Below are 25010 nucleotides of genomic sequence, written 5' to 3' on the forward strand. Positions count from 1 at the left end.
AGACAAGGATGAATACCGATAAACCGGTTCGTTTCTCGCAGCGCGCACTCAGCTGGCTGATTATCGGCCTGCTGGTCTGGCAGCCCGTGGCACCTTCCTTCGCGGCGGCCATCACGCCGACCGGCCCGGCCAGCATGGACAAAGCCGGCAACGGCGTGCCGGTGGTGAACATCGCTCCACCCAACGGCGCGGGCATCTCGCACAACCAGTTTAACGAATACAACGTCGGCCAGCAGGGGCTCATCCTCAACAACGCCACCGGGCAGCTGAACCAGACCCAGCTTGGCGGGCTTATCCAGAACAACCCGAACCTGAAGGCCGGGCAGGAAGCGAAGGGCATTATCAACGAAGTGACCGGCGGCAGCCGCTCACAGCTGCAGGGCTACACCGAAGTGGCGGGAAAAGCCGCCAATGTGATGGTCGCCAACCCGTACGGCATCACCTGTAACGGCTGCGGCTTTATCAACACGCCGAATGCGACACTGACCACCGGCAAACCACAGTTTGACGCGGCGGGCAACCTCTCGGCTCTCGAGGTGACAAAAGGCACCATCACCGTCGAAGGCCAGGGGCTGAATACCAGCGGTAGCGATGCGCTGTCACTGATTTCCCGTGCCACCGAAGTCAACGCTGCTATACATGCGAAGAATTTAACGGTCACCACCGGGGCGAACCGGGTGGATGCCAGCGGTAAGGCGACCGCTATCAACGGCGAGGGCGCGGCACCGGTGGTGGCGGTGGATACCGGCGCACTCGGCGGCATGTATGCCAACCGTATTCACCTGGTCTCCACAGAAAAAGGCGTGGGGGTGAACCTCGGTAATCTGGCGGCGCGCCAGGGCGATATCACGCTTGATGCGAACGGGAAAATGACCGTCCGGGAGAGTGTCACCAGCGGGTCGCTGACGGCGAAGGGCGACGGCGTGACGCTCACCGGCAGCCTTAAAGCGGGCGGTGATATCGCGGTTAACAGCACGCAGGATATGGCGCTGAACAACGCCACGCTGGCGGCGGACGGCAAACTGACGCTGGCTGCGACGGGGAATACCGCGCTTACTGCCAGCAAAATCGCTGCCGGGCAGACGGCGCTCAGCGCAAAACAGATTAACGGCGATGCGGACAGCCAGCTCAGCGCTGCGGGTAACGCCACCCTGGATGCGCAGGGTATCAGCTGGCAGGGTGAACTGACCGCCGGCGGCAACAGCCGGATAACGGCGGATAAGCTGGATAATGCCGGCACGATAACGGCGAAAGGGCAACTGACGGCCACCACGGGCAACCTGAACAACAGCGGCACCCTGCAGGGGCAGGTGCTGGAGATTAACACCCAGACGGCGCACAACAGCGGCACGCTGATGGCGGCGGGTGATACCCGCATTACCGCCGGGCAGCTGGATAACCAGGGCACCATCGCCGCGAAAAATCAGCTCACCGCCTCGGCGTCCACGCTGAACAACAGCGGAACACTGCAGGGCCAGTCGCTGGGCGTGACCGGCGATGCGCTGCACAACAGCGGCTCGCTTCTATCCGAAGGTGATACCCGGCTTACGGTCGCCCGGCTGGATAACCAGGGGATGGTAGCGGCAAAAGGCAATCTCACCGCCACCACCTCGACGCTGAATAACGGCGGCACACTGCAGGGGCAGACGCTTACTGCCTCCGGCGATGGGGTGCAGAACAACGGCACCCTGGCCGCTGACGATTCCCTGAACGTGAAGGCCGGCGCGCTGACCACCGGCACCGGCTCCACTATTACCGCGAAAGGCGATGTGACGCTGACCGCGCAGACCACCGCTGATATCGGCGGGCAGGTGAATGCCGGTAAAGCCCTGAGCGTGAAAGCGGCTGACCTGCAGACCCGCCAGCAGGCACAGCTGCAGAGCGGCAGTATTCTGACGCTGGCGGCAGATAACACTGCAACCCTCAACGGCACCCAGGCGGCGAAAGGCACGCTCAGCGTGACGGCGAAATCCGTCAGTCACGGCGGGAAATCGAATGCGTCAGCCATCACCCTGACCGCCCCCGGTGCGCTGAACAACAGCGGTACGCTGGTCGCGGATACGCTCAGCCTCGGCAGCACACATATCACCAGCAGCGGGCTGTTGCAGGGCACACAGGCTCTGAACCTGCAGGCGGACTGGCTGGAAAACCTCACCGGCGGCACGCTGTACTCCGCAAAAGACCTGACGCTTGCTATCCCGCAACTGAACAACAGCGGGTTAATCACCACCGACGGTGACCTGCATCTGCACGGCAACAGCCTGACCAGCAGCGGCGAAATCAATGGTATCAGCCTGTTCAGCGACTACACCCGTCTGGAGAACAGCGGGCGGCTGCTGGCGGATAATACGCTCAGCCTGACGGCGGATGACATCAGCAACCGTGGCGTGCTGGCGGCAAAAACCACCGACATCACCGCGAACACGCTCAGTAATACGGGCAGCGTGCAGGGCGACGATGCGCTGACGCTGGCGGCGCAGTCCACCACCAACGGCGGGTCGCTGGCGACGGCGGGCACGCTGAACCTCAGCGGGCAGACCCTCGATAACCAGGGCAACCTGAGTGCCACCACGCTGCTGCTGACGCTGGCGCAACAGGTGAATAACGCGGCGGACGGGCGCATGGTTGCGGGCGACAGCGCTACGCTGAACACGTCGCAACTGAGCAACAGCGGCCTGATTGCCGCGAAAAACCTGACGCTGAACAGCGCTGACATCACCAGCAGCGGCACGCTGCAGGGCACGGCGCTGCTGACCGCTTCCGGTACCACGCTGACTAACCAGCAGGGCGGCCTGCTGCTCAGTAACGGCGCGGTGTTGCTGAAAAATGACCGGCTGAACAACGCCGGGCAGATACAGGGTGACACGCTGAACCTCGCGACCGGGCAGTGGATGAACACCGGCACGGTTCTCGGGCAGAGCGGCCTGACTGCCACGGTCAGCGGCACGCTGGATAACCAGGGCCAGGTGGTCAGCCGGCAGGGGATGACGCTGACAGCAGAGAACAGTACGAACAGCGGCGCGCTGATGGCGAAAGTGCTCGCCCTGCACGGCGATTTGCAAAGCAGCGGTCTGATTCAGGGGACGGACGGGCTGACGTGGGATGGCAACACGCTGACCACTACCGCGGACGGGCAGCTTGTCAGCGGCGGCAGTCTGGCACTGCTGGGCAACACCCTGGACAACGCGGGCCGGATGCAGGGTAAAACCCTGACCGCAACGGCGGACAGCCTGCATAACAGTGGCACGGTGCAGGCGCAGGACGCGCTGAACGTACAGGTTACCGGCACACTCGCTAACCAGGGGCAGATGCTGAGCCAGGGCCAGGCGGATATCCGCGCGGCACAGCTGAACAACGACGGACAACTGCTCAGCGCCGGGGACATCACCCTGCGCGGGCAACAACTCACCAACAACGGCAGCGTGCAGGGCAAAACGCTGTCGGCCCATGAAGGTCGTGTCACCAACAACGGTACGCTGACCGGCCTCGACAGTCTGGCGCTGGATAACAGCCAGGCCACGGCGACCCTGATGGCGCGGATGGCGATGGCTGCCCCGCAACTGGAGCTGATTAACGCCGGTTCGCTGCTGACGCAGGGCACGCTGGATATCACCGCCGGGAGTGTGAACAACACCGGCACCTGGCAGGGCAATAACATTCTGCTGGCGGCGCAGTCGCTGGATAACCGCGGTGCTATTCAGAGCGCCGGGGCACTTAATCTTCAGCTTGCCGGTGACCTGACGTCCGCTGCAGGCAGCAAAATCACCGCCATGGGCACGGCGGCACTGCAGGCGCTGTCGCTGACGAACAGCGGGCAGTGGGCGGCGAAAAACCTGACCCTCAGTGCCGGTTCGCTGACGAACAATGGTGCCATCAGCGGCAGCGACGGGCTGACCGCGACGCTCACGGGTACGTTCACCCAGCAGGCGGGCGGGCAGCTTGCCGGCAACGGGGCGCTGAACCTGACGGCACAGCGTGTCGATAACGCCGGTAACATCCAGGGCAGCGGCGTGACCGTCAGCGCGGAGACGCTGACCAACAATGCCGGCGCGCAGCTGGTCAGCGGGCAGGGGCTGACGCTCACCACGCCGCAACTGCTCAACTACGGTCTGATTCAGGGCGCGGGTGACACCCGGATGACTGCCGCCACGCAGGCGCGCAACGAGGGGAAACAGCTCTCAGGCGGGACGCTGACGCTGACCGCCCCGCAGTACAGCGGTGCGGGCTGGCTACAGGCAACCGACCTCATTCTGAATGCGGCGAACAATGCCGCGACCGGTACGCTGCTGGCTGACCGGATGACGCTTACCGGCGACACCTTCACGAACCAGGGCACCACCCAGGCGAACGACCTGACGCTGAATTACCGCCAGCTCACTAACAACGGCACGCTGCTGGGCAGCCGCCAGCTGACGGTGAACGCCGCGCAGGTGAACCAGTCCGCCGCCGGCAGACTCTTCAGCGGCGGTGACCTGTTTGTGGGGGCGACCGGGCTCAACGCGCTGGGGCAAATCGTGGCGCTCGGCAACCTGACGCTGCAACTGGCCGATGCGTTTACCGGTAAAACCGCGCTGGCGGCGGGGAAAACCCTGAGTGTCACCAGTAACGGTGCGATAGATAACCAGAGCGTGATGCAGGGCCAGGCGGTGAACCTGAGTGCGGGCGGGCAACTGACCAACAACGGGCAAATCACCACCGGCAGCGGCACGAGTACGTTAAGCGGCAGCAACATCGTGCTGAACGGCAACAGTTCGCTGCAGGGCGGCGGCGATGTGACGCTGGCGAGCCGGGGCAACATCACGGCGAACGGCTTTGCCGGCACACTCGGCAGCCTGACGCTCAGTGCGCCGGGTAGTATCGTCAACACCGCGCTACTGTACGCGGCGAATAACCTGGCGCTGTACGCCGGCAGCATCACCAACCAGCGCGGCGATATGCTGGCGGGCAACAACCTGAGGCTGCAGCGCGACGCGGCGGGCAATGCTAACAGCGAGGTGGTGAACACCTCCGGCACTATTGAAACGCGAAATGGCGATATCACCATTAATACCGGACATTTGCTGAATACCAGGGATGGACTGGTCACTAACACGACAACGTCAACAACCGCTCAAAGTGTTACGGGCGTGGGTAAGCCTACCTTGAGCGTACATTATTCGCTGCTCCCTACGGGAAGTTATGGTTACTACACGGTTAAATCCTATGTGGAAGGCAACAGCTGTGCAGGAGCTGATGGTGGGTGTGATTCATGGACAGAAACGACTTATCACTATGCGCCCTTCGAGGGCAACAGCACCCAAAAATTTGTTTTAAGCGAGACCCGTACCGACGTCAGCAGTAGTGGCGGAAGCGCACGAATCGCATCTGGCCGTAATGCCGTTATTTCAGCCAGTGTGCTTGATAACAAAGCCAGCGACATCGTCAGCGCTAACAACCTGTTATTGCGGGGGGCGCAGCTTAACAACCAGAGCTGGCAAAACAGCGTTACCTCAGACGTTCTGGTTTATAAATATGGAACAGGCAAGGACGTAACCTATGCTGAGTTTGCGATTCCTGCAGGCGGTTTAAGGAATAAGAGTGATAGATATGAGCAGTATGTGCAGAATATTGCTTATACCTTGATTGGGCATGAAATCGAGACCACCCAGGGACAGCTCTATCGCGCTGTCATCCAGGCCGGTGGTAACGTCAGCGCCAGCTTCAGCAGTAATCTCAGCAACACCGCTACCACTTCAAATGCCGGCGGCGTCAGTGGCACCCTCACCGCTCCGTCACTGAATACCCTGAGCAATCAGAGTATTGGCGGTAGCGTGGCAAAACAGACGCTCGCCGCAGGCCCCGTATCGGTGAATTCCCCGCAGTGGCAGGATCAACTGCAGAACGCACTGCAGCAGATTAACGGTGGCAATGCGGGCAGTCTGACAAACGCGGGCGTCACCAGTGCGGCGCTGAAAAACACCAGCACTGGCGCGCTCGACGCGCATCAGGGGAAATCCGTTGATACCAGCGCCTACCCGCTGCCTTCCGGTAATAACGGCTACTTTGTGGTGTCGGCTAACCCGAAAAGCCCGTACCTCATCACCGTTAACCCGAAACTCGACGGGCTTGGCCAGTTAGATCCGGCGCTGTTTGGCGATCTGAACAAACTGCTCGGCGTGACGCCGTCTGCCGCCCCGCGCGAAACCAGCAGCACTTATACCGATGAGAAGCAGTTTCTCGGCTCTGCTTACATGCTGGATCGCATCAAACTTAACCCGGATCATGACTATCGCTTCCTCGGCGATGCGGCGTTTGACACGCGCTATGTCAGTAACGTCGTGCTGAACCAGACCGGTAACCGCTATCTGAACGGTATCGGCTCCGATCTCGCGCAGATGCAGTATCTGATGGATAACGCCGCTAACGCGCAGCAGTCACTGGGGCTGCAGTTTGGTGTGGCGCTCAATGCCGATCAAATCGCCGCGCTCGACCACAGCATCCTGTGGTGGGAAAGCGCCATCATCAATGGCGAAACGGTGATGATCCCGAAAGTCTACCTGTCGCCGAAAGATGTCACGGTCAATAACGGCAGTATGATTGCCGGGAACAATGTCAGCCTCGAAGGAGGCAGTGTCACCAACACCGGCGGTACGCTGCTGGCGCGAAACAACCTCAGCGTGGAGAGCGGCGGGGCCATCACCAACAGCAACGATGCGCTGATGAAAGCGGGCGGCAACGTCAGTCTCAGCGCCATCGGCAATATCAGTAACCTCAGCTCCTCCATCAGCGGCAAAACCGTGGCGCTGGAGAGTCTCGACGGCAGCATTAATAACGTCACGCTGGCCGATCAGTTCTCGCTGGATGCGAAAAGCAAATATGGGTCGGTCAGCCTCAAAAACACCACGCTTGGCAGTATCGCTGGTATCACCGCAACGGATGGCCTGTCGCTGGCAGCGGGTAAAGATATCACCCTGACCGGCGCCACGCTGAAAGCGGGCGGCGATCTGCTGATGGATGCCGGTGGCAATATCGCCGTCAACGCGATCGAGAAAAATGACGCGTACAGCCAGTCCGGTTTTAAAGCGGGTTATCTCCGCCAGACGGCAACGGGCCGCGAGCAGGTGTCGTATCAGGGAAGCGGTATCACTGCCGGCGGCAACCTTGGCATGCAGGCGGGCAACGACCTGACGCTCAGCGCCAGCGATGTCAGCGCCGGGAAAAACGCGAAGCTGTCAGCGGGCAACGATCTGAACCTCGACGCACAGCAGACCCGCAACAACAGCCACAGCGGCAAAAGCGAAAACCACAGCACCGGCCTCGATCGCACCACTGTCAGTGCAGGCAATAACCTGATACTCGCCGCAGGCCAGGATATCAACTCGCAGGCCGCCGGGCTGGCGGCTGAACAGCAGGTCGGCATGCAGGCAGGGCGCGACGTCAATCTGCTGGCGGAAGCCACCACCCAGGGCGACAGCTACAAAGCCAGCAAGAAAACGGTGATTAACGAGCAGGTGCGCCAGCAGGGCACCGAGATCGCCAGCGGCACTAACACGGTGATCCTCGCCGGACGTGATATGAACGCCGAAGCCGCGCAGGTTAACGCGAAAGGCGATATCGGCGTACAGGCCGGGCGCGATGTGAACCTGACGACCGCCACCGAAAGCGATTATCACTACAAAGAAGAGACCAAAACCAAAAGCGGCTTCCTCAGTAAAACCAAAACGCACACCATTTCCGAGCAGAGCGCCACCCGTGAATCCGGCACGCTGCTGAGCGGCGATAACGTGACGGTGAAATCCGGCAATGACCTGCTGGTGAAAGGTTCATCCGTGGTGGGCGATGGCGATGTGGCGCTCAGTGCGGTGCATAACGTAGATATCACCGCCGCCACCAACACCGACTCGAACTGGCAGTTTAAAGAGAAGAAAAAGAGCGGCCTGATGGGGTCCGGCGGCATCGGTTTTACCATTGGCAGTTCCAGTACGAAGCAGAGCCTGAAAGAGCAGGGGACCACCCAGAGCCAGAGTGTGAGCACCATTGGCTCAACGGGGGGTAACGCCAATATTGTCGCCGGTGAAAAAGCGCACATCAGTGGCGCTGATGTGATTGCAGATAAAAATCTGAACGTGGTCGCAGGGGAAATTATCGTTGACCCGGGTAACGATCTACTGAAACGCAAGGAACGTTTCGAGCAGAAGAAGAGTGGTCTGACATTATCCGTATCGAGTCCTGTGATCGATGCCGCGATGGCAGCCAACAATACACTGAAACGCAGCCAGGAAGTCAGCGATGAACGACTGAAAACCCTGTATGCCGTGCAGGCAGCAAAAAATGCATGGGTGGCCGCCTCGCAAGCCCCTTCTATGGCGGCTGATATAGCCCAGGGCAATATGAATGCCGTCAAGGTGGAGGTGAGCGTCGGTTCGAGTAAAAGCTCGTCAGAGTCCAGTTCTACGCAAAATCAGGTTCGTGGCAGCACGCTTAGCGCAGGAGGGAATACAACGCTGGTGGCGACGGGAGCGAACGGGAGTCGCGGGGACCTTCACATCAGCGGCAGCGGTGTGACTGGCAAGAATGTCACTCTTGTGGCGCAGAATAACCTGTTGCTGGATGCGGCATCGAACAACACTGAACAAACCAGCAAGAATAGCAGCAGTGGCTGGAATGTGGGGGTACATCTATCACTGGGTCAGGAGACAGGAATAGGTGTGTCAGCCAATGGTTACCAGTCAAAAGGAACGGCTGACGGTAAGAGTACCGAATATGTAAATACGCGCGTCAACGCCAGCAACGAGCTGAGTCTTAGCAGCGGTGGAGATACGGTCATCTCCGGCGCACAGGCATTGGGTGAAAAAATCACTGCAGAGGTGGGACGTAACCTGACGGTTACCAGCCTGCAGGATACTGACGAGTACCACAGCCAGCAGAAAAGCGTGAGCGGCGGTGCCAGTTTCACCTTTGGGTCAATGACCGGTTCCGCCTCCCTGAGTGTCAATAAAAGCAAAACCGACAGCGACTACGCCAGCGTCGGTGAGCAAAGCGGGTTGTTTGCCGGGGATAAAGGGTTTGATATTACGGTCGGTAACCATACCCAACTGGATGGCGCGGTCATAGCCAGTACTGCAACAGCAGATAAGAACCTGCTTTATACCGGTACGTTAGGATGGCGTGACATAGATAACAAAGCGCAGTACAGCGCCAGTAGCAAAGGTCTTTCCGGTGGTTTCTCATCAGGAAACAATGACAAAGGCGAGCGTGTAAACAGCGGTGGTGTTGTGCCTGCCATCAGTGTGGCGAGCAGCGGTGCGGCTTCAGGTACAACGCAATCCGCCATTGCTGCAGGCAGCATCGTAATACGTGCTGGAGATCAGCAAGCGCAGGATGTTACAGGGTTAAGTCGTGACACCGACAACGCCAATGGTCATATCGATAAAATCTTTGATCAGAAGAAAATCGCAGAGCAGCAAGAACTGGCCGCGGTGTTCGGGCAGATGGCGAACACTGCCGCCGGAGATATTGGCGAGGCGATGGGATGGGCGGCGGATAGCCCGGAAAAAGCGGCTATTCACGGTGTGATAGGTGCCATCCAGGCGAGTATGGGCGGCGGGAATGCGCTGGCCGGTGGGCTTGCTGGATTGAGCAGTGAAGTGTTTGGTCAGATGGTTGATACCTATCTGAGTAACAATACGCAGCTGGACCGCAATGAAAGAGGGGCGATTACCCAATGGGCCGCCGCACTGAGCGGTAGCGCAATAGGCGGGGTGATTGGTGGAACAAACGGTGCGCAGTCCGGTGCAGCAGTATCACTGGATGCTGAACGTTATAACCGGCAATTGCATCCTGATGAAATTGCCCGTATCCAGCAATTATCCGGTGGGGATAAAGAAAAAGAAGCGCGTCTGAAAGCAGCGGCCTGTGCGTTGGTCAAATGTTCCGCTGAGTTTGCGGAAGGTTCTGCGGATTACATCAAAGCGCAAGCCCTGGAGCAGTTAGGTAACAGTGACGCATATGCGAGCGAGCGCACACAACTGGCGGCTCAGAATAGCAATCAACTGATCTACGCGATGGGCAGTTACACCTATGCCAGCGTGCCGATGTTCGGGTATTCGCTCAGCGATCAGACCGGCGACACACTCTCACGCTACAATGTGGGGACGCGTATAGGCGGTCTGGCGCAATTCACCGGAGGAGAGCTACAAGCAGTTGGTGGCGTGGCAGCGTGTACGGGCGGCGTAACTTGTCTGGCCGGGAGTTATCTGGCAGCCTCGGGGCTGGATACGGCTAACGCCGGGTGGAACGCTTTCCTGTACGGGGTCGACCAGAAAACCAGTGGTGCATACCTGCTGGAAGGGTTGGGTGTATCACCGGCTTACTCCGAGGGCATTTATGGTCTGACGCAGGTTGGGGCTGCGGGGATTGGTGGAGTAGGAAGTGCAGGAAAAGCGACTACGGTTTCCGAGCATTACGTTAATGCCGATGTTGGTACAAAAGGCGCAGGCATTACGCTGGAAACCACCAATCCCGTTGCTGTGAGTGGTAGTCGGGCAATCGATAAGGCGCGGAGTTACGAAAGTGGTGTGCGCGGGATGTATGGGGATACTCCATTTGCTGAACGTCAATACACGGCACTTGTCGATGGGCAACGTGTCAACGGTGTCGCTGATGAAGTGGCACTGATCGGCGGGAAACCCACAGCTATTGAAGCCAAATTTGTCGATGACTGGGCTAGTTCTATTCGGAACCCAGAAAGCCCGGCTGGTTCGAAGCCATGGTCAGTAGCTGAACAGAAGAAAATGGTAGATCAGGCGAAAAAATACTCCTCTGGTTTCGATGGTGGTGCTATTTATCATACGAACAGCCCGGAATTAGCTAGTTACTATTCTAAGGTGTTTACCGATGCGGGCGTCACAAACTTTAAGTTTGTAATTACCCCGGCCACAAAGTGAGGTGTAAAATGAGTAATGATCGAGAAACGTTAGAAAAAATTCTCGGTGGAAAAATTGAGCAGTCGGACGCTAGAGATGTACCAGGTGTTACGGTTGTGGATGGGCAGCACGTTGTTTATTTTTCGGACGATGGGAAAAACAATCCCCGAAAACAATTTAATAATATTACGTGCTTTTCTGAGCCTCCGAATGCTGTTCGTGGAGGGGTAAATGATCGCGGGTGCAAAGTCACCCCGCCCTCGGGGCCTATTTTTCACGCGATTTCCTATCATGGTGATCTTGACGGTTGGAGAAAAGATATTGAGGCAGGGGCCATTGGCCTTGGTTTATTACTCGCCCAAATCAAAGGTGATCAATTTGTTATTTCAGATGGCCGCTCAATCCCTCTGTCAGATTGCAAAATAGAGTTTTCTTAATCATTACTTATTCTCAACACCGGCCTTGCGCCGGTGTTTTTGCAACCTATCTGCACCCGTTTTGCTTCCTTTTAGTTCCAGTTCACATTGTAAGCGCACCCGATTTTGTTCCATGCACTTTTTGAGAGTTCCGGTTTTTCAGTCATCAGCCGGTACTCTTCCGGTGTCAGGTTATTCAGGGATGCATGGGGCCGTTCGCTGTTATATTCAGCGAGCCAGGGCTCTATAATTTCCCATGCTTCATTCAGCGTTCTGAATAAATAAAAATCCAGAATTTCTGTCCGGTACGTCCGGTTAAAACGTTCAATAAAGGCATTCTGCGTTGGTTTCCCGGGTTTGATAAATTCCAGTATCACACCATGCTCTTCAGCCCACTGCGCCAGCGTCAGCGAGACCAGTTCCGGCCCGTTATCCATCCGCAGTTTCAGCGGATAACCCCGGTTTGCCACGATCCTGTCCAGCACCCTGACCACTCGCTGTGCCGGGATATCCAGATCGATTTCTATTGCGAGGGCCTCGCGGTTAAAGTCATCCACCACATTGAAGGTCCGGAAGCGTCTGCCGCAGGCCAGCGCATCGTGCATTGAATCGGTGGACCAGCTCTGGTTCATCGCCTGCGGCGTTGCCAGCGGAGCCGGATTACGTACCGGCAGACGCTGTTTTCCCTTACGGCGAAAATTCAGTTTCAGCAGGCAGTAAATACAGTGAACTCTTTTATGGTTCCAGCTATTGCCCTGCCTGCGAAATACCTGAAAAAACTTTTTAAATCCGTATCGCGGATCGCGTTCAGCCGCCACGGTCAGCGCCATAATCACCGGCTCATCACGGCGCGTGTCCGGCTGATAACGAAATACCGTCCTGCTCAGCGACAATGTCCTGCAGGCGTGGCGTAAGCTTATGGCAAACTGCGCGATCAGATAGCTGACCAGCTCACGTTTTATCGCTGGTGTTAACGTTTTTTTTCGATAACGTCTAGGGCCCGGCATCCAGGGCTGAGATTAGCAAACATCTGTTTGAGGCGCCGGTTTTCATCTTCCAGGTCTTCCATCTTTTTGATATCAGAGGCTTCCATCCCGCCAAACTTCGCTTTCCAGTTGTAATACGAGGCCTCAGAGATACCAGCTTCGCGGCAGATATCCCTGACGGTACGTCCGGCTTCGACGGACTTCAGAACGGCAATGATCTGGTGTTCGGTGAATCGGGCTTTACGCATGGTGATCTCCTCAGGAGACATAGTCAGTATGTCGGAAGATCTCTAAAAGTGAATGGTTCGGTTAAGCGGGATACTTACACTGTCAGTGCTGCTTACCCAGCCATCAAGCTTATCAGCCCATTCCTGCATCATCACTTTACGCTCATCAAGATACGTCGCATGGTTGTACGTGCGGCGAACGTTGTTGGTATCAGCGTGCGCAAGCTGAGCTTCGATAGCATCAGGTCGATAGCCCATCTCGTTTAACCGTGTGCTGCCTGTGGTTCGGGTTGCATGTGGGCTGTAAGTTCCACTCCAGCCGAGGCTTTTAAGTAGCTGGCGCAGCGAGTGCGATGTCATTGGACCTAGCGGATTATCCCTGCCCGGAAACAGGTGCTGTCGATGTCCGGTTAATCCCTGTAGCGTTCTGAGCATGTTGACGGCTTGGGAGGGAAGGGGAATAACGTGTTCTCTGCGGGCTTTCATCCGCGCTGCCGGAATGGTCCATAGTGCATTATCGAGATCGAATTCTGCCCATTCTGCCTCGGTGACTTCGGCTGGTCGCGCCAGCGTCCACCACATTAGCCACATGCAATAGTTAACCTGATATGAGCCGCGACTGTTATCAAAACAGCTTAATAGCTTCCCGATTTGGTGTGGATTCAATGCCTGTTTGTGCTGTGTCTTATTCGCCGGAAGCGCCTTGCGTACAGGCCAGACAGGATTGCTATCAGCTCTAAGCGTTGCCACTGCCAACTCGAAAACCGATGAAATAGTACGTCGCGCTTCAGCGGCAACAGTCGGAGCGCCGCGTTTAGCGGTTTCCTGAAGAATTTTAAGAATGTGGTGTGGGGTGATATCTCTGACAGGGAGCTTACCGATTGCGGGGAAAACCACACGTTCAAGCATATCCAGTCGGCGCATTTTGGTGGTTTCTGCCCGGTCTTTTATTTGCAACCATTCTTTAGCGAGCAGCTCAAAGGTGTTAGATGCGTCATTGACCTTGCGGATCTAGCGGGTTCTTGTCTATTTCTTATAGCGTTATTGCACTCACCCAAGATAAGAATGGAAACTGATTGTACGCACCTATGTATTCATTTCAGACCGCGCTTTCATGCGACAATACGGAATAAAAAATCCACGCAAGTGCGTGGATTTTAGCGGGTTTTGTAAGCTTCATGAGATGTTCTGACATCTCATGAGACAACAAAGCTTATTTAGACGTTGAACAGGAAGTTCATCACATCGCCATCTTTCACGATGTACTCTTTGCCTTCTGCACGCATCTTGCCGGCTTCTTTCGCGCCTTGCTCACCTTTGTAAGCGATGAAATCTTCATACGCGATGGTCTGCGCACGAATAAAGCCTTTTTCGAAGTCGGTATGGATTTTACCCGCCGCCTGCGGCGCGGTTGCGCCAACCGGGATGGTCCATGCACGCACTTCTTTCACGCCGGCGGTGAAGTAAGTTTGCAGGTTCAGCAGGGCGTAACCTGCGCGGATCACGCGGTTCAGCCCCGGCTCTTCCAGACCCAGTTCGGCCATGAACTCGTCACGCTCTTCATCGTCCAGCTCGGCGATATCTGCTTCAACGGCGGCACAAACCGGCACCACGACGGAGCCTTCTTGCTCAGCGATAGCGCGAACCTGGTCAAGGTAAGGGTTATTTTCAAAGCCGTCTTCGTTCACGTTAGCGATATACATGGTCGGCTTCAGTGTCAGGAAGCTCAGGTAGCGAATCGCTTCTTTCTCTTCTTTGCTCAGATCCAGCGCGCGCAGCATACCGGCGTTTTCCAGCTGCGGCAGGCATTTTTCCAACGCGGCCAGCTCAACTTTCGCATCTTTGTCGCCGCCTTTCGCTTTTTTGGACACGCGATGGATAGCGCGTTCGCAGGTATCCAGGTCAGAAAGCGCCAGCTCGGTGTTGATCACGTCAATATCTTCGGCCGGGTTCACTTTGCCCGCAACGTGGATGATATTGTCGTTCTCAAAACAGCGCACAACGTGGCCGATGGCTTCCGTTTCGCGAATGTTGGTCAAAAACTGGTTGCCCAGACCTTCGCCTTTGGACGCGCCTTTTACCAGACCGGCGATGTCGACGAATTCCATGGTGGTCGGCAGAATACGCTGCGGTTTCACGATTTCCGCGAGTTTATCCAGACGCGGATCGGGCATCGGTACGACACCGGTGTTCGGCTCAATAGTACAGAACGGGAAGTTAGCCGCTTCAATACCTGCTTTGGTGAGCGCATTGAACAGGGTGGATTTACCTACGTTGGGCAGGCCAACGATACCGCATTTGAATCCCATGATGTAATTACCTTAATATCTTGATAATCAACCTGTTGCGAAAAACAGATTGTAGAAAAGTGAATAACTTTGGCTATTATACACGTAACCGCTGTTACGCGCGGCAAAAATGCCGCCGCAACCCGCTTACTGCGCCTTAAAGGCATGCAGGCGATTGGTGGCTTTGGTTAAACCGTCTTTCAGCCAGATCTCGGTACAACGCGCCGCTTCGTCTACGGCTTCGTCAATCAGTTTCTGTTCGGAAACCGGTGGTTTGCCCAGCACAAAACCGACAACCTTGTTTTTATCACCCGGATGACCAATTCCAACGCGTAAACGGTGAAAATTGGGGTTATTGCCCAGTTTACTGATGATATCTTTCAGACCATTATGGCCACCGTGGCCGCCCCCCAGTTTAAATTTCGCCACGCCTGGCGGCAGATCCAGCTCATCGTGGGCGACGAGTATTTCGTCCGGGTTGATGCGATAAAACGTCGCCATTGCCGCGACCGCCTTACCGCTCAGGTTCATAAATGTCGTGGGAACCAGCAGACGCACGTCTTCACCCGCCAGATTGATGCGCGAGGTATAGCCGAAAAACTTCGGTTCGTCGCGCAGCGGCGCGCGGGCTCTCTCCGCCAACAAATCAACATACCAGGCGCCCGCGTTATGGCGCGTTGCGGCGTATTCAGCGCCGGGGTTCGCCAGTCCGACAATCAGTTTAATCGTCACTTTTTATTCCTGACCAGATCAATGTCCGGCGCGTAGTTTACGTTGTGCGGGACGCGAAGACAAAATTCTCCCGGCGAAACGCGAAAAATGATAATGATTGCTCACATCAACCATTCGAATTTCATGTAGTTCAGTAGGTTATTTGTAAATTTGTGTTAGTCATAGATGTGTAATTGTGATCGTGCCCGCAACCGCTAAAAGGGTGGCTGTCTATACTTTACGCACAAGGATTGGGGTTATCCCATCCAACCCGTCGTTCCGGAGGTGACAGATGAAACGCAAAAACGCTTCGTTGCTCGGTAATGTGCTTATGGGGTTGGGGTTGGTCGTGATGGTTGTCGGCGTTGGTTATTCCATTTTAAACCAGCTGCCGCAACTTAACCTGCCGCAGTTTTTTGCCCATGGCGCTGTGCTGAGCATCTTCCTCGGCGCCGTTCTCTGGCTCGCTGGCGCCCGCGTAAGTGGTCATGAGCAGGTGTGCGATAAGTACTGGTGGGTGCGTCATTATGACAAACGCTGCCGCAGGGACCGGCAACATCATAGTTAAAAAGTCAGTTTCGATAACGGTTCCTGCGGGAGCCGTTTTTTTTGGCTTTTTTCTTGACCCTCACGTAACGTGAGGCCCGATAGTCCAGTCTGTGGGCGAGAAAGGAGCAGCTATGTTGATTCAGGTGGGGGAGTTAGCGCGACGTGCGGGGATCAGTGTGCGTACGTTGCACCACTACGAGCAAATCGGTTTGCTGTTGCCTTCTGCCCGAAGCGCCGCCGGATACCGGCTTTATGCGCTCGCGGATGTCAAACGCCTGCATATGATTCAGGCGCTGGCGAAAGCGGGTATGGAACTGGCGACAATCGGGGATTATCTGGCGCGGGAAACGCGTCCGCTGGCGGAATTACTGGATGACCAAATCATGCTGCTCGACAAGCAAATGCGCAATATTGTCACTCTGCGCGAACAGCTTGCGGTGTTGCGTGATGGTCTCGCCAGCGGCGTGGAGCCCGATCTGGAGTCCTGGCTACAGACCCTGGAGTTAATGAAAATGTACGATCGTTGGTTTAGTCCGCAAGAGTTACAGGAATTACCGTTTGCCTCGCGCGATGAGGCTCGCGAACGATTCTGGGCGCAAATGGTGAGCGAAGTGCAAACCCTTTTAGCGCAGAAGTGCCCGGTGGATGATCCGCGCGCGATGGATCTGGCAACCCGCTGGATGACGCGGCTGGAGCAGGATACTGCCAACAAACCGGAGTTTCTGACCCGCTTAAATGAGATGCACCGCGTGGAGCCCCAAATGCGTGAGCAAACAGGCATTACGCAGGAAGCGGTCGATTTTATTACCCACAGTTTTGCGGAAAGCAAGCTCGCTATCTGGCAGCGTTATTTGTCTGCGCAAGAGATGGCGTTTACCCGGGCGCACTATTTTGACCGCATGATGGAGTGGCCGCCGCTGGTGGCGAAACTGTATACCGCTCAACGTCAGGCAGTAGATCCAGAGTCTGACGAAGCGCAGGCGCTGGCCGCTAACTGGCTGGAGCTGTTCCAGTCTTATGCCGGAACCGATCCGCAAACGCAGCAAAAATTCCGCAGGGCGATGCAACAGGAGCCGCATCTGATGAAGGGAACCTGGATGACGCCCGACGTGCTGCAATGGCTACAACGGGCGATTGAGGTGATGATGCGCCGCCGCGCATCATGATTACAGGTCGGCTAAGGCCGCATCACGGTTAGGGAAGAACGACAGACGGCCAGGGATTGGCTGTATACCCGCGCGTGCCAGCGTGCGTAGCGGCTGGAACTCAAGGTTGCTGACGCGCAGTTCAGTACCCTGCGGCAGGCGGTTGACGAAACGACGGAAAGCGTCCAGCCCGCCTGCATCCAGCACCGGCACCGCATCCCATTTCAGCACCACAATGCGCTTTCCGGCGATACGGGTTTCCAGATCGCTGAACACATTTTCTGCAGCAGCAAAGAACAGCGGGCCGATCACGCGTAGCACCAGCACATCATCCGGTACGCTGACGTTTACCACGGACAAGTGAGTCATCCGCGCGATACGGCGCATAAACAGCAGCGACGCGAGCACAATCCCTACGCTGATGGCGATCACCATATCGAACAACACGGTCAGTGACATGCAAATCAGCATCACCACAATGTCATCCACCGGCGCGCGGCGCAGCAGATCGATCACTTTGTGCGCTTCACTCATATTCCACGCCACCATCAGCAACAGCGCCGCCATGGCAGACAGCGGCAGCCAGGAGAGCAGGGGAGCCAGCGCCAGTAACGCCATGATTACTAACAGTGAGTGAACCACCGCCGAAATGGGTGACGTGGCCCCGGCGCGGACGTTGGCCGCCGAACGGGCAATCGCTGCGGTCGCGGTGATCCCACCGAAGAACGGTGCGGCGATATTGCCCAGCCCCTGGCCAATCAGCTCGCTGTTGGCTTTATGTTTGGTGCCGGTCATACCGTCCAGCACGACAGCGCACAGCAGCGATTCGATAGCACCAAGCATTGCCATAGAAAATGCCGCAGGCAGCAACGCGCGCAGCGAATCCCAGCTCAGGGTAAATTCAGAACCTGGCAGATCCCACGGCAGCACCAGTTGCGGCAGCAGCTGCGGGATGCCGTTGCCCTGCGAACCATCTGCCAGTACGTAGTGAAATTGCGAACCGATGGTCGCGACGTGACCGCCGAGCAGATTGACCACCAGCATCACCGCGCAGCCCGCCAGCAGCGCGGGCAGATGCCCCGGCAGACGTAAACGCAAGCGCGGCCACAGCACCAGCGTGGCGAGGGTGACAATACCAATCGCCGCATCACCCGGATTGACTGTCGGCAGTGCCATCACCAGCGCGCCGACTTTTTGCAGATAGTGTTCCGGCACATGCGGCATTTGCAGGCCGAGAAAATCTTTTATCTGCATGGTGGCGATGGTAATGCCGATCCCGGAAGTGAAACCGAGCGTCACAGAAAGCGGAATGTATTCAATTAACCGACCAAAGCGCGCCAGCCCGAAGAGGATCAGAAACACACCGGACATGAGCGTCGCTACCAGCAGGCCCGACAGACCAAACTGCTGCGAAACCGGGTACAGGATCACCACGAAGGCGGCCGTCGGACCGGAAACGCTGTAGCGCGAACCGCCACTCAGGGCGATAACAATCCCGGCAACCGCCGATGTATAAAGCCCGTATTGCGGTGCCACGCCACTGCCGATCGCCAGCGCCATCGCCAGCGGGATAGCGATAATACCAACCGTTATCCCGGCAATCAGATCGCGGGTGAAACGGGCAGTGGTGTATTTTTCTTTCCAGCACGCGTCGATTAGCGCGCGAAAAGGCATGACATGAGGTGAGAACAATCTGTTCACAATAGTCTGGCGTCCCCTGGAAATCATTCGATAACTAATTAATAAATCATACAAATAATATTTAAAGCTAAAAAAACCCGCCTGAGCGGGTTTTTTATACAGCAACGATTAATGTTCGAACATGGCGGAAATCGATTCTTCGTTACTGATACGACGGATAGCTTCAGCCAGCATGCCAGACAGCGTCAGCGTACGTACGTTCGGCAGCGCTTTGATCTCATCGCTCAGCGGAATGGTGTCGCAGACAACCACTTCGTCGATAACAGAGTTGCGCAGGTTATTTACCGCATTACCGGAGAAAATCGGGTGAGTGGCATAGGCGAACACGCGTTTCGCACCACGCTCTTTCAGCGCTTCTGCTGCTTTGCACAGCGTACCGCCGGTATCGATCATGTCGTCAACCAGAACGCAGTCGCGGTTTGCCACGTCACCGATGATGTGCATCACCTGGGAGACGTTAGCGCGCGGACGGCGTTTATCAATGATCGCCATATCGGTATCGTTCAGCAGCTTGGCAATCGCACGGGCGCGAACGACGCCACCGATATCCGGGGAAACCACAATCGGGTTGTCCAGATTCAGTTGCAGCATATCTTCAAGCAGGATTGGGCTACCGAATACGTTATCTACCGGTACATCGAAGAAGCCCTGAATCTGTTCAGCATGCAGGTCAACGGTCAGTACACGGTCAACGCCGACGCTTGAGAGGAAATCGGCAACCACTTTTGCGGTAATCGGTACACGGGCGGAGCGCACGCGGCGATCCTGACGGGCATAGCCAAAGTAAGGAATGACCGCGGTGATACGACCTGCGGAAGCACGGCGCAGGGCATCAACCATCACAACCAATTCCATCAGGTTGTCGTTGGTAGGGGCACAAGTGGACTGGATGATGAAAATATCACCACCGCGTACATTTTCATTAATTTGTACGCTGACTTCGCCGTCGCTAAAGCGACCTACGGCGGCGTCGCCGAGAGAAGTGTACAGGCGGTTGGCAATACGTTGTGCTAGTTCCGGGGTAGCGTTACCAGCAAAAAGCTTCATATCAGGCACGAGAAGAACCTCAGGCATGCGTCCAGTGGTGGATAGAATCGGCCAAAATGTGCGGTCAGGGCTGAATTCTATCCATGCGGTGTATTAAAGAGCGCGATGCAACGTCTGGAACAGGTGTGACGTTGTCACCGGAGCTCAGCTTGCCCGGCGATGGTCTGCGCTAGCGGCGAGAGGTTGACGCCTCGCGCGACAAAACCGTGCAGCCATTCCGGGGCTTGCTCAAGCACCTGACGAGCGGCGGATTCGGTGTCAAATTCGGAAAAGACACAGGCTCCTGTGCCAGTCAGGCGCGACGGCGCGTATTCTAACAGCCAGGAAAGCGCGGCATCAACCTCGCGAAAACGTTTTCTTGCGATAACCTCGCAATCGTTGCCGAATTCACATTTTAATAACGTATCAATTGACCTTTGCGGCGTATTTCTCGGCAGCTCGGGATCTTTGAAAATTACCGGCGTGGGAATGCTGACGCCAGGGTGCGCCACCAGATACCATTTTTCCGGCGGATTGACCGGGGTGAGGATTTCGCCAACCCCTTCGGCGAAAGCCGCGTGACCGCGGACAAATACTGGCACATCGGCACCCAGTCGCAGGCCGAGTTCGGCTAACTCATCGACGCTCAGCTTGCAGCCCCACAGGTGGTTGAGGGCGACCAGCACGGTGGCAGCATTCGACGACCCGCCGCCGAGCCCGCCGCCCATCGGCAGGCGTTTGTCGATAGCGATCTCTGCGCCGCTACCCGCAGGCAGACGACCGCTTTGTGCCGCGCGCTGCATGAGCAGACGTGCGGCGCGTACAATCAGATTCTCTTCGTCCGGCACGCCTTCGACCGGTGTCAGCAGGCGGATCTCTCCATCGCGGCGCGGTTCAATGCTCAGCGTGTCGCCATAATCAAGAAACTGAAACAGGGTTTGCAGCGTGTGGTAGCCATCGGCGCGCTGGCCGGTAATGTACAAAAACAGGTTGAGTTTCGCCGGAGCGGGCCAGGTCGTCATTTGGCAATCCAGTTGTCCATTTTCAGCTTGATGCTCTGTTTGCCGTCGCTCAGCTCCATATTGGCCGGCAGGGAGGGCTGGCTGTTGTCATACCCGCCATATACCACTTTCCAGTTTTTGCCGCCCTGGCTGTAATTCAACTCGCTCAGGCGGTATTGCGCATCGAGTTTATAATCGGTGGCATCGCCTGGCAGACCAAGGATCCACTGGCGCAGGCTGTTAAGTGGGATCGGCATGCCGGTCAGTTTGCCAATCATCTCTTCAGCATCATCGGCGGTATACCGTTTGCCTTTGTTGTCCACCAGTTGCACGTTACCCGGCTGGGCGTTCAGTTCCAGTTCGGTGCTGCCCAGCGGGTTGGTCAGCAACAGACGATAGCGATCCTGGCCGGTTTGCTGCCAGAAGAAACGGGCATACACTTTTTGCTCGTCAGAGATATAAGCGAATGCGCCGCGCGTTTGATACTGATTTAAGCTGCGCACCTGTTGCTGATGTTCGCGCCACTGTGGCGAATCCGGACTTTGTCCCGGCCCTTTTGGTGCATTGAGCGTACAAGCGGCTAACACGAGGCTTGCCAGCGGCAGCAGGCGAATAAAACGGAAGTCTGGCAGAGTCATAACGAGGGGAAATCCTTGCGAGGTTGCAGTATTACGCTTAATGCTAGCGCCGCTCTGAAACAGCGTCTACGTTCAAGTTGTCTTAAATCATTAAATTACCAATTACTCCGAAAGGGTAGTGTCTCTTTTATTGACCTCACTCATCCTGTATGATGCGTACAGTCTAACCTTATCAACGTTGGTACTATTCCCGCGCTCATGACCCTTTTAGCACTTGGCATCAACCACAAAACGGCTCCCGTTTCGTTGCGAGAACGCATTGCATTTTCGCCGGAAACGCTTGACCAGGCGTTAGAAAGCCTGCTGTCACAGCCGATGGTGCAAGGCGGTGTGGTGCTGTCAACCTGCAACCGTACCGAGCTCTACCTGAGCGTTGAAGAGCGGGACAACCTGCAAGAAGCGCTGGTGCGCTGGCTGTGTGATTATCACCATTTGCGTGAAGACGAAGTGCGCCAGAGCCTCTACTGGCACCAGGATAACGACGCCGTCAGCCATTTAATGCGTGTGGCGAGCGGGCTGGATTCGCTGGTTCTCGGCGAGCCGCAAATCTTAGGCCAGGTGAAAAAGGCCTTTGCCGATTCCCGGCGTGGTCATGACAACGCCAGCGATCTGGAGCGCATGTTCCAGAAATCATTCTCCGTCGCCAAGCGTGTGCGCACGGAAACCGATATTGGCGCCAGTGCGGTATCGGTCGCTTTCGCCGCCTGTACGCTGGCGCGGCAAATCTTCGAATCCCTTGCGTCGGTGACCGTGCTGTTAGTGGGCGCGGGCGAAACCATTGAGCTGGTTGCGCGCCACCTGCGTGAGCATAAAGTGCAGAAAATGATCATCGCCAACCGTACGCGTGAACGTGCGCAGGTGCTGGCGGATGAGGTCGGTGCGGAAGTCATTGCTTTAAGCGATATTGATGAGCGCCTGAAAGATGCTGATATCGTGATCAGTTCCACCGCCAGCCCGCTGCCAATTATTGGTAAAGGGATGATGGAACGCGCGATGAAAGCGCGGCGTAATCAGCCTGTTTTGCTGGTGGATATCGCCGTGCCGCGCGATGTCGAGCCGGAAGTGGGCAAAGTGGCGAACGCGTATCTTTATAGCGTCGACGATCTGCAAAGTATTATTCAGCACAACCTGGCGCAGCGTAAAGCCGCGGCGGTGCAGGCGGAAACCATCGTCGCCCAGGAAACCAGTGAATTTATGGCCTGGCTGCGTGCGCAAAGCGCCAGCGAGACCATTCGCGAATACCGCAGCCAGTCTGAAACGGCACGCGATGAACTGACTGCCAAAGCGCTTGCCGCGCTGGAGCAGGGCGGCGATCCGCAAGCTATCATGCAAGATCTGGCGTGGAAACTGACCAACCGCCTTATCCACGCCCCAACCAAATCTCTTCAGCAGGCCGCCCGTGACGGGGACGATGAGCGCCTGCATATTCTGCGCAACAGCCTCGGGCTGGATTAGCACAACACTCTCTTATTATTAAAAGGTGCATTTACGCCTATGAAGCCTTCTATCGTTGCCAAACTGGAAGCCCTGCATGAGCGCCATGAAGAAGTTCAGGCGCTGCTCGGTGACGCGCAAACCATCGCCGACCAGGATAAATTCCGTGCGCTGTCGCGCGAATACGCACAACTGAGCGATGTGTCGCGCTGTTTTACTGACTGGCAACAGGTTCAGGAAGATATCGAAACCGCGCAGATGATGCTCGACGACCCGGAAATGCGCGACCTGGCGCAGGATGAACTGCGCGACGCGAAAGAAAAAGGCGAGCAACTCGAGCAGCAATTGCAGCTGTTGCTGCTGCCAAAAGATCCTGATGATGAACGTAACGCGTTTGTCGAAGTTCGCGCCGGAACCGGGGGCGACGAAGCGGCGCTGTTTGCCGGCGATTTGTTCCGTATGTACAGCCGTTATGCCGAATCCCGCCGCTGGCGCGTCGAGATCATGAGCGCCAACGAAGGTGAGCACGGCGGTTTTAAAGAAGTGATCGCCAAAATTAGCGGCGAGGGCGTTTACGGACGTCTGAAATTTGAATCCGGCGGACATCGCGTCCAGCGCGTTCCGGCGACGGAATCGCAGGGCCGTATTCACACGTCTGCCTGTACCGTGGCCGTGATGCCGGAGCTGCCGGAAGCAGAAATGCCGGATATCAACCCGGCCGATCTGCGTATTGATACCTTCCGCTCTTCCGGCGCGGGCGGTCAGCACGTTAACACCACCGATTCCGCAATCCGTATTACCCACCTGCCGACCGGGATTGTGGTCGAGTGCCAGGATGAACGCTCGCAGCATAAAAACAAAGCGAAAGCCTTGTCAGTGCTCGGCGCGCGCATCCACGCCGCAGAAGCCGCGAAACGCCAGCAGGCAGAAGCCTCAACACGGCGTAACCTGCTGGGCAGCGGCGATCGCAGCGACCGTAACCGCACCTATAACTTTCCGCAGGGCCGTGTGACCGATCACCGTATCAACGTCACGCTGTACCGCCTTGACGAAGTGATGGAAGGCAAGCTGGATATGCTGATCGAACCGATTGTGCAGGAATACCAGGCCGACCAGCTGGCGGCGCTCTCCGAGCAGGACTAATGGATTATCAACAGTGGTTGCGCCAGGCGATAAGTGAGCTGGCCGCGAGCGAAAGCCCGCGTCGCGACGCGGAGATCTTATTGGGCTTTGTCACTGGCAAATCGCGTACGTTCATTCTCGCGTTTGGTGAAACCATACTTGACGCCTGGCAGCAGCAACAGCTGGCGACGTTACTGGCTCGTCGTGTAAATGGCGAGCCGGTGGCGCATCTGATTGGCGTACGGGAGTTCTGGTCACTGCCGCTGTTTGTCTCGCCGGCAACCCTTATTCCGCGCCCCGACACCGAGTGCCTGGTAGAGCAGGCGCTGGCGCGCCTTCCTTCCTCACCGTGTCGCATTCTCGATTTAGGCACCGGCACTGGCGCCATCGCGCTGGCGCTGGCGAGCGAGCGCCCGGACTGCAACGTCACGGCGGTCGATCTGATTCCGGATGCGGTGGCGCTGGCACAACGTAACGCCGCACATCTGAACATCACCAATATTGAAATCCTGCAAAGCCGCTGGTTCAGCGCGCTTGAAGGGCAGCAATTTGCCATGATTGTCAGCAATCCACCTTACATTGATGAGCATGATCCGCATCTTGCGCAGGGCGATGTGCGTTTTGAACCGCTCAGTGCGCTGGTGGCGGCCAACAACGGACTGGCAGATTTACACACCATCATTGACGCTGCCCGCCAGCATGTGTTGCCCGGCGGCTGGCTGCTGCTGGAACACGGCTGGCAACAGGGCGCAGATGTTCGCGCTATCTTCGAACATTACGGCTGGCAGCACGTGGCAACGTGCCGGGATTACGGTGATAACGAACGCCTGACGCTGGGGCAATGGCTTTTACAGGAGTAACG

The 25010-nt window shown here is 56.8% G+C and carries 14 protein-coding genes and 1 pseudogene; 7 read left to right on the forward strand and 8 right to left on the reverse strand.

Going from position 1 to position 25010, the window contains the following annotated elements; genetic code table 11:
* Positions 1 to 8 precede the first annotated feature (8 nt).
* Together AAIG26_RS01430 and AAIG26_RS01435 are read left to right on the forward strand one after the other, a co-directional pair.
* Positions 9 to 10925 (forward strand): hemagglutinin repeat-containing protein, encoded by a 10917-nt coding sequence (locus AAIG26_RS01430; protein WP_343179456.1) that lies wholly within the window; start codon positions 9 to 11, stop codon positions 10923 to 10925.
* Positions 10926 to 10933: 8 nt separating this feature from the next.
* The gene (locus tag AAIG26_RS01435; protein ID WP_343179458.1) at positions 10934 to 11341 is read left to right on the forward strand and encodes a hypothetical protein; all 408 of its coding nucleotides are present in this window, start codon (positions 10934 to 10936) and stop codon (positions 11339 to 11341) included.
* A gap of 71 nt (positions 11342 to 11412) precedes the next feature.
* Here the strand turns inward: AAIG26_RS01435 and AAIG26_RS01440 are convergent.
* The 4 genes and pseudogenes from AAIG26_RS01440 to pth all read right to left on the reverse strand — a co-directional run bounded on the left by AAIG26_RS01440 (position 11413) and on the right by pth (position 15553).
* A protein-coding gene (locus tag AAIG26_RS01440) for an IS3 family transposase (protein ID WP_343179459.1) occupies positions 11413 to 12554 on the reverse strand; the annotation gives its coding sequence in 2 pieces (ribosomal slippage) (positions 11413 to 12296 and positions 12296 to 12554; 1143 coding nt in all).
* A 42-nt stretch (positions 12555 to 12596) separates the two neighbouring features.
* Positions 12597 to 13544 (reverse strand): annotated as a pseudogene (locus tag AAIG26_RS01445) (tyrosine-type recombinase/integrase); the annotation flags it as partial.
* Positions 13545 to 13750: 206 nt separating this feature from the next.
* Positions 13751 to 14842 carry a redox-regulated ATPase YchF gene (gene ychF / locus AAIG26_RS01450; protein ID WP_016495799.1) on the reverse strand — a complete coding sequence of 364 codons (1092 nt, stop codon included), beginning with the start codon at positions 14840 to 14842 and terminating at the stop codon, positions 13751 to 13753.
* A 126-nt stretch (positions 14843 to 14968) separates the two neighbouring features.
* The gene (pth, locus tag AAIG26_RS01455; RefSeq protein ID WP_007371851.1) at positions 14969 to 15553 is read right to left on the reverse strand and encodes an aminoacyl-tRNA hydrolase; all 585 of its coding nucleotides are present in this window, start codon (positions 15551 to 15553) and stop codon (positions 14969 to 14971) included.
* Between the two features lie 271 nt (positions 15554 to 15824).
* On the opposite strand from pth, the gene ychH reads away from it, so the two are divergent.
* Together ychH and AAIG26_RS01465 are read left to right on the forward strand one after the other, a co-directional pair.
* The gene (ychH, locus tag AAIG26_RS01460; RefSeq protein WP_016495800.1) at positions 15825 to 16100 is read left to right on the forward strand and encodes a stress-induced protein YchH; all 276 of its coding nucleotides are present in this window, start codon (positions 15825 to 15827) and stop codon (positions 16098 to 16100) included.
* Between the two features lie 112 nt (positions 16101 to 16212).
* Complete coding sequence (locus tag AAIG26_RS01465) at positions 16213 to 17247, forward strand: MerR family transcriptional regulator (RefSeq protein WP_343179460.1); 1035 nt, start codon at positions 16213 to 16215, stop codon at positions 17245 to 17247.
* Here the strand turns inward: AAIG26_RS01465 and dauA are convergent, their stop codons facing one another.
* The 4 genes from dauA to lolB all read right to left on the reverse strand — a co-directional run bounded on the left by dauA (position 17248) and on the right by lolB (position 21592).
* The gene (dauA, locus tag AAIG26_RS01470) at positions 17248 to 18927 is read right to left on the reverse strand and encodes a C4-dicarboxylic acid transporter DauA (protein WP_343179461.1); all 1680 of its coding nucleotides are present in this window, start codon (positions 18925 to 18927) and stop codon (positions 17248 to 17250) included.
* A gap of 108 nt (positions 18928 to 19035) precedes the next feature.
* Complete coding sequence (gene prs / locus AAIG26_RS01475; protein WP_017457137.1) at positions 19036 to 19983, reverse strand: ribose-phosphate diphosphokinase; 948 nt, start codon at positions 19981 to 19983, stop codon at positions 19036 to 19038.
* Positions 19984 to 20108: 125 nt separating this feature from the next.
* Positions 20109 to 20975, reverse strand: a complete 867-nt coding sequence (ispE, locus tag AAIG26_RS01480) for a 4-(cytidine 5'-diphospho)-2-C-methyl-D-erythritol kinase (RefSeq protein WP_016495804.1) — start codon at positions 20973 to 20975, stop codon at positions 20109 to 20111.
* Entirely contained in the window at positions 20972 to 21592 is a 621-nt protein-coding gene (lolB, locus tag AAIG26_RS01485) for a lipoprotein insertase outer membrane protein LolB (protein ID WP_343179462.1), read from the reverse strand. The genes ispE and lolB overlap by 4 nt, the downstream gene beginning before the upstream one ends.
* Positions 21593 to 21790: 198 nt before the next feature.
* Here lolB and hemA point away from each other — a divergent pair, with 198 nt between their 5' ends.
* From hemA to prmC, 3 genes are read left to right on the forward strand one after another with little or no spacing between them, the layout of a single operon-like run.
* Positions 21791 to 23047, forward strand: a complete 1257-nt coding sequence (gene hemA / locus AAIG26_RS01490) for a glutamyl-tRNA reductase (RefSeq protein ID WP_045513513.1) — start codon at positions 21791 to 21793, stop codon at positions 23045 to 23047.
* Between the two features lie 39 nt (positions 23048 to 23086).
* Positions 23087 to 24169, forward strand: a complete 1083-nt coding sequence (prfA, locus tag AAIG26_RS01495) for a peptide chain release factor 1 (protein ID WP_016495807.1) — start codon at positions 23087 to 23089, stop codon at positions 24167 to 24169.
* Positions 24169 to 25008 (forward strand): peptide chain release factor N(5)-glutamine methyltransferase, encoded by an 840-nt coding sequence (gene prmC, locus AAIG26_RS01500; RefSeq protein WP_343179463.1) that lies wholly within the window; start codon positions 24169 to 24171, stop codon positions 25006 to 25008. The genes prfA and prmC overlap by 1 nt, the downstream gene beginning before the upstream one ends.
* Positions 25009 to 25010 lie beyond the last annotated feature (2 nt).

This window comes from Kosakonia sp. PSU_27, assembly GCF_039409795.1.
In the GTDB taxonomy this organism is placed as follows: Bacteria; Pseudomonadota; Gammaproteobacteria; order Enterobacterales; family Enterobacteriaceae; genus Kosakonia.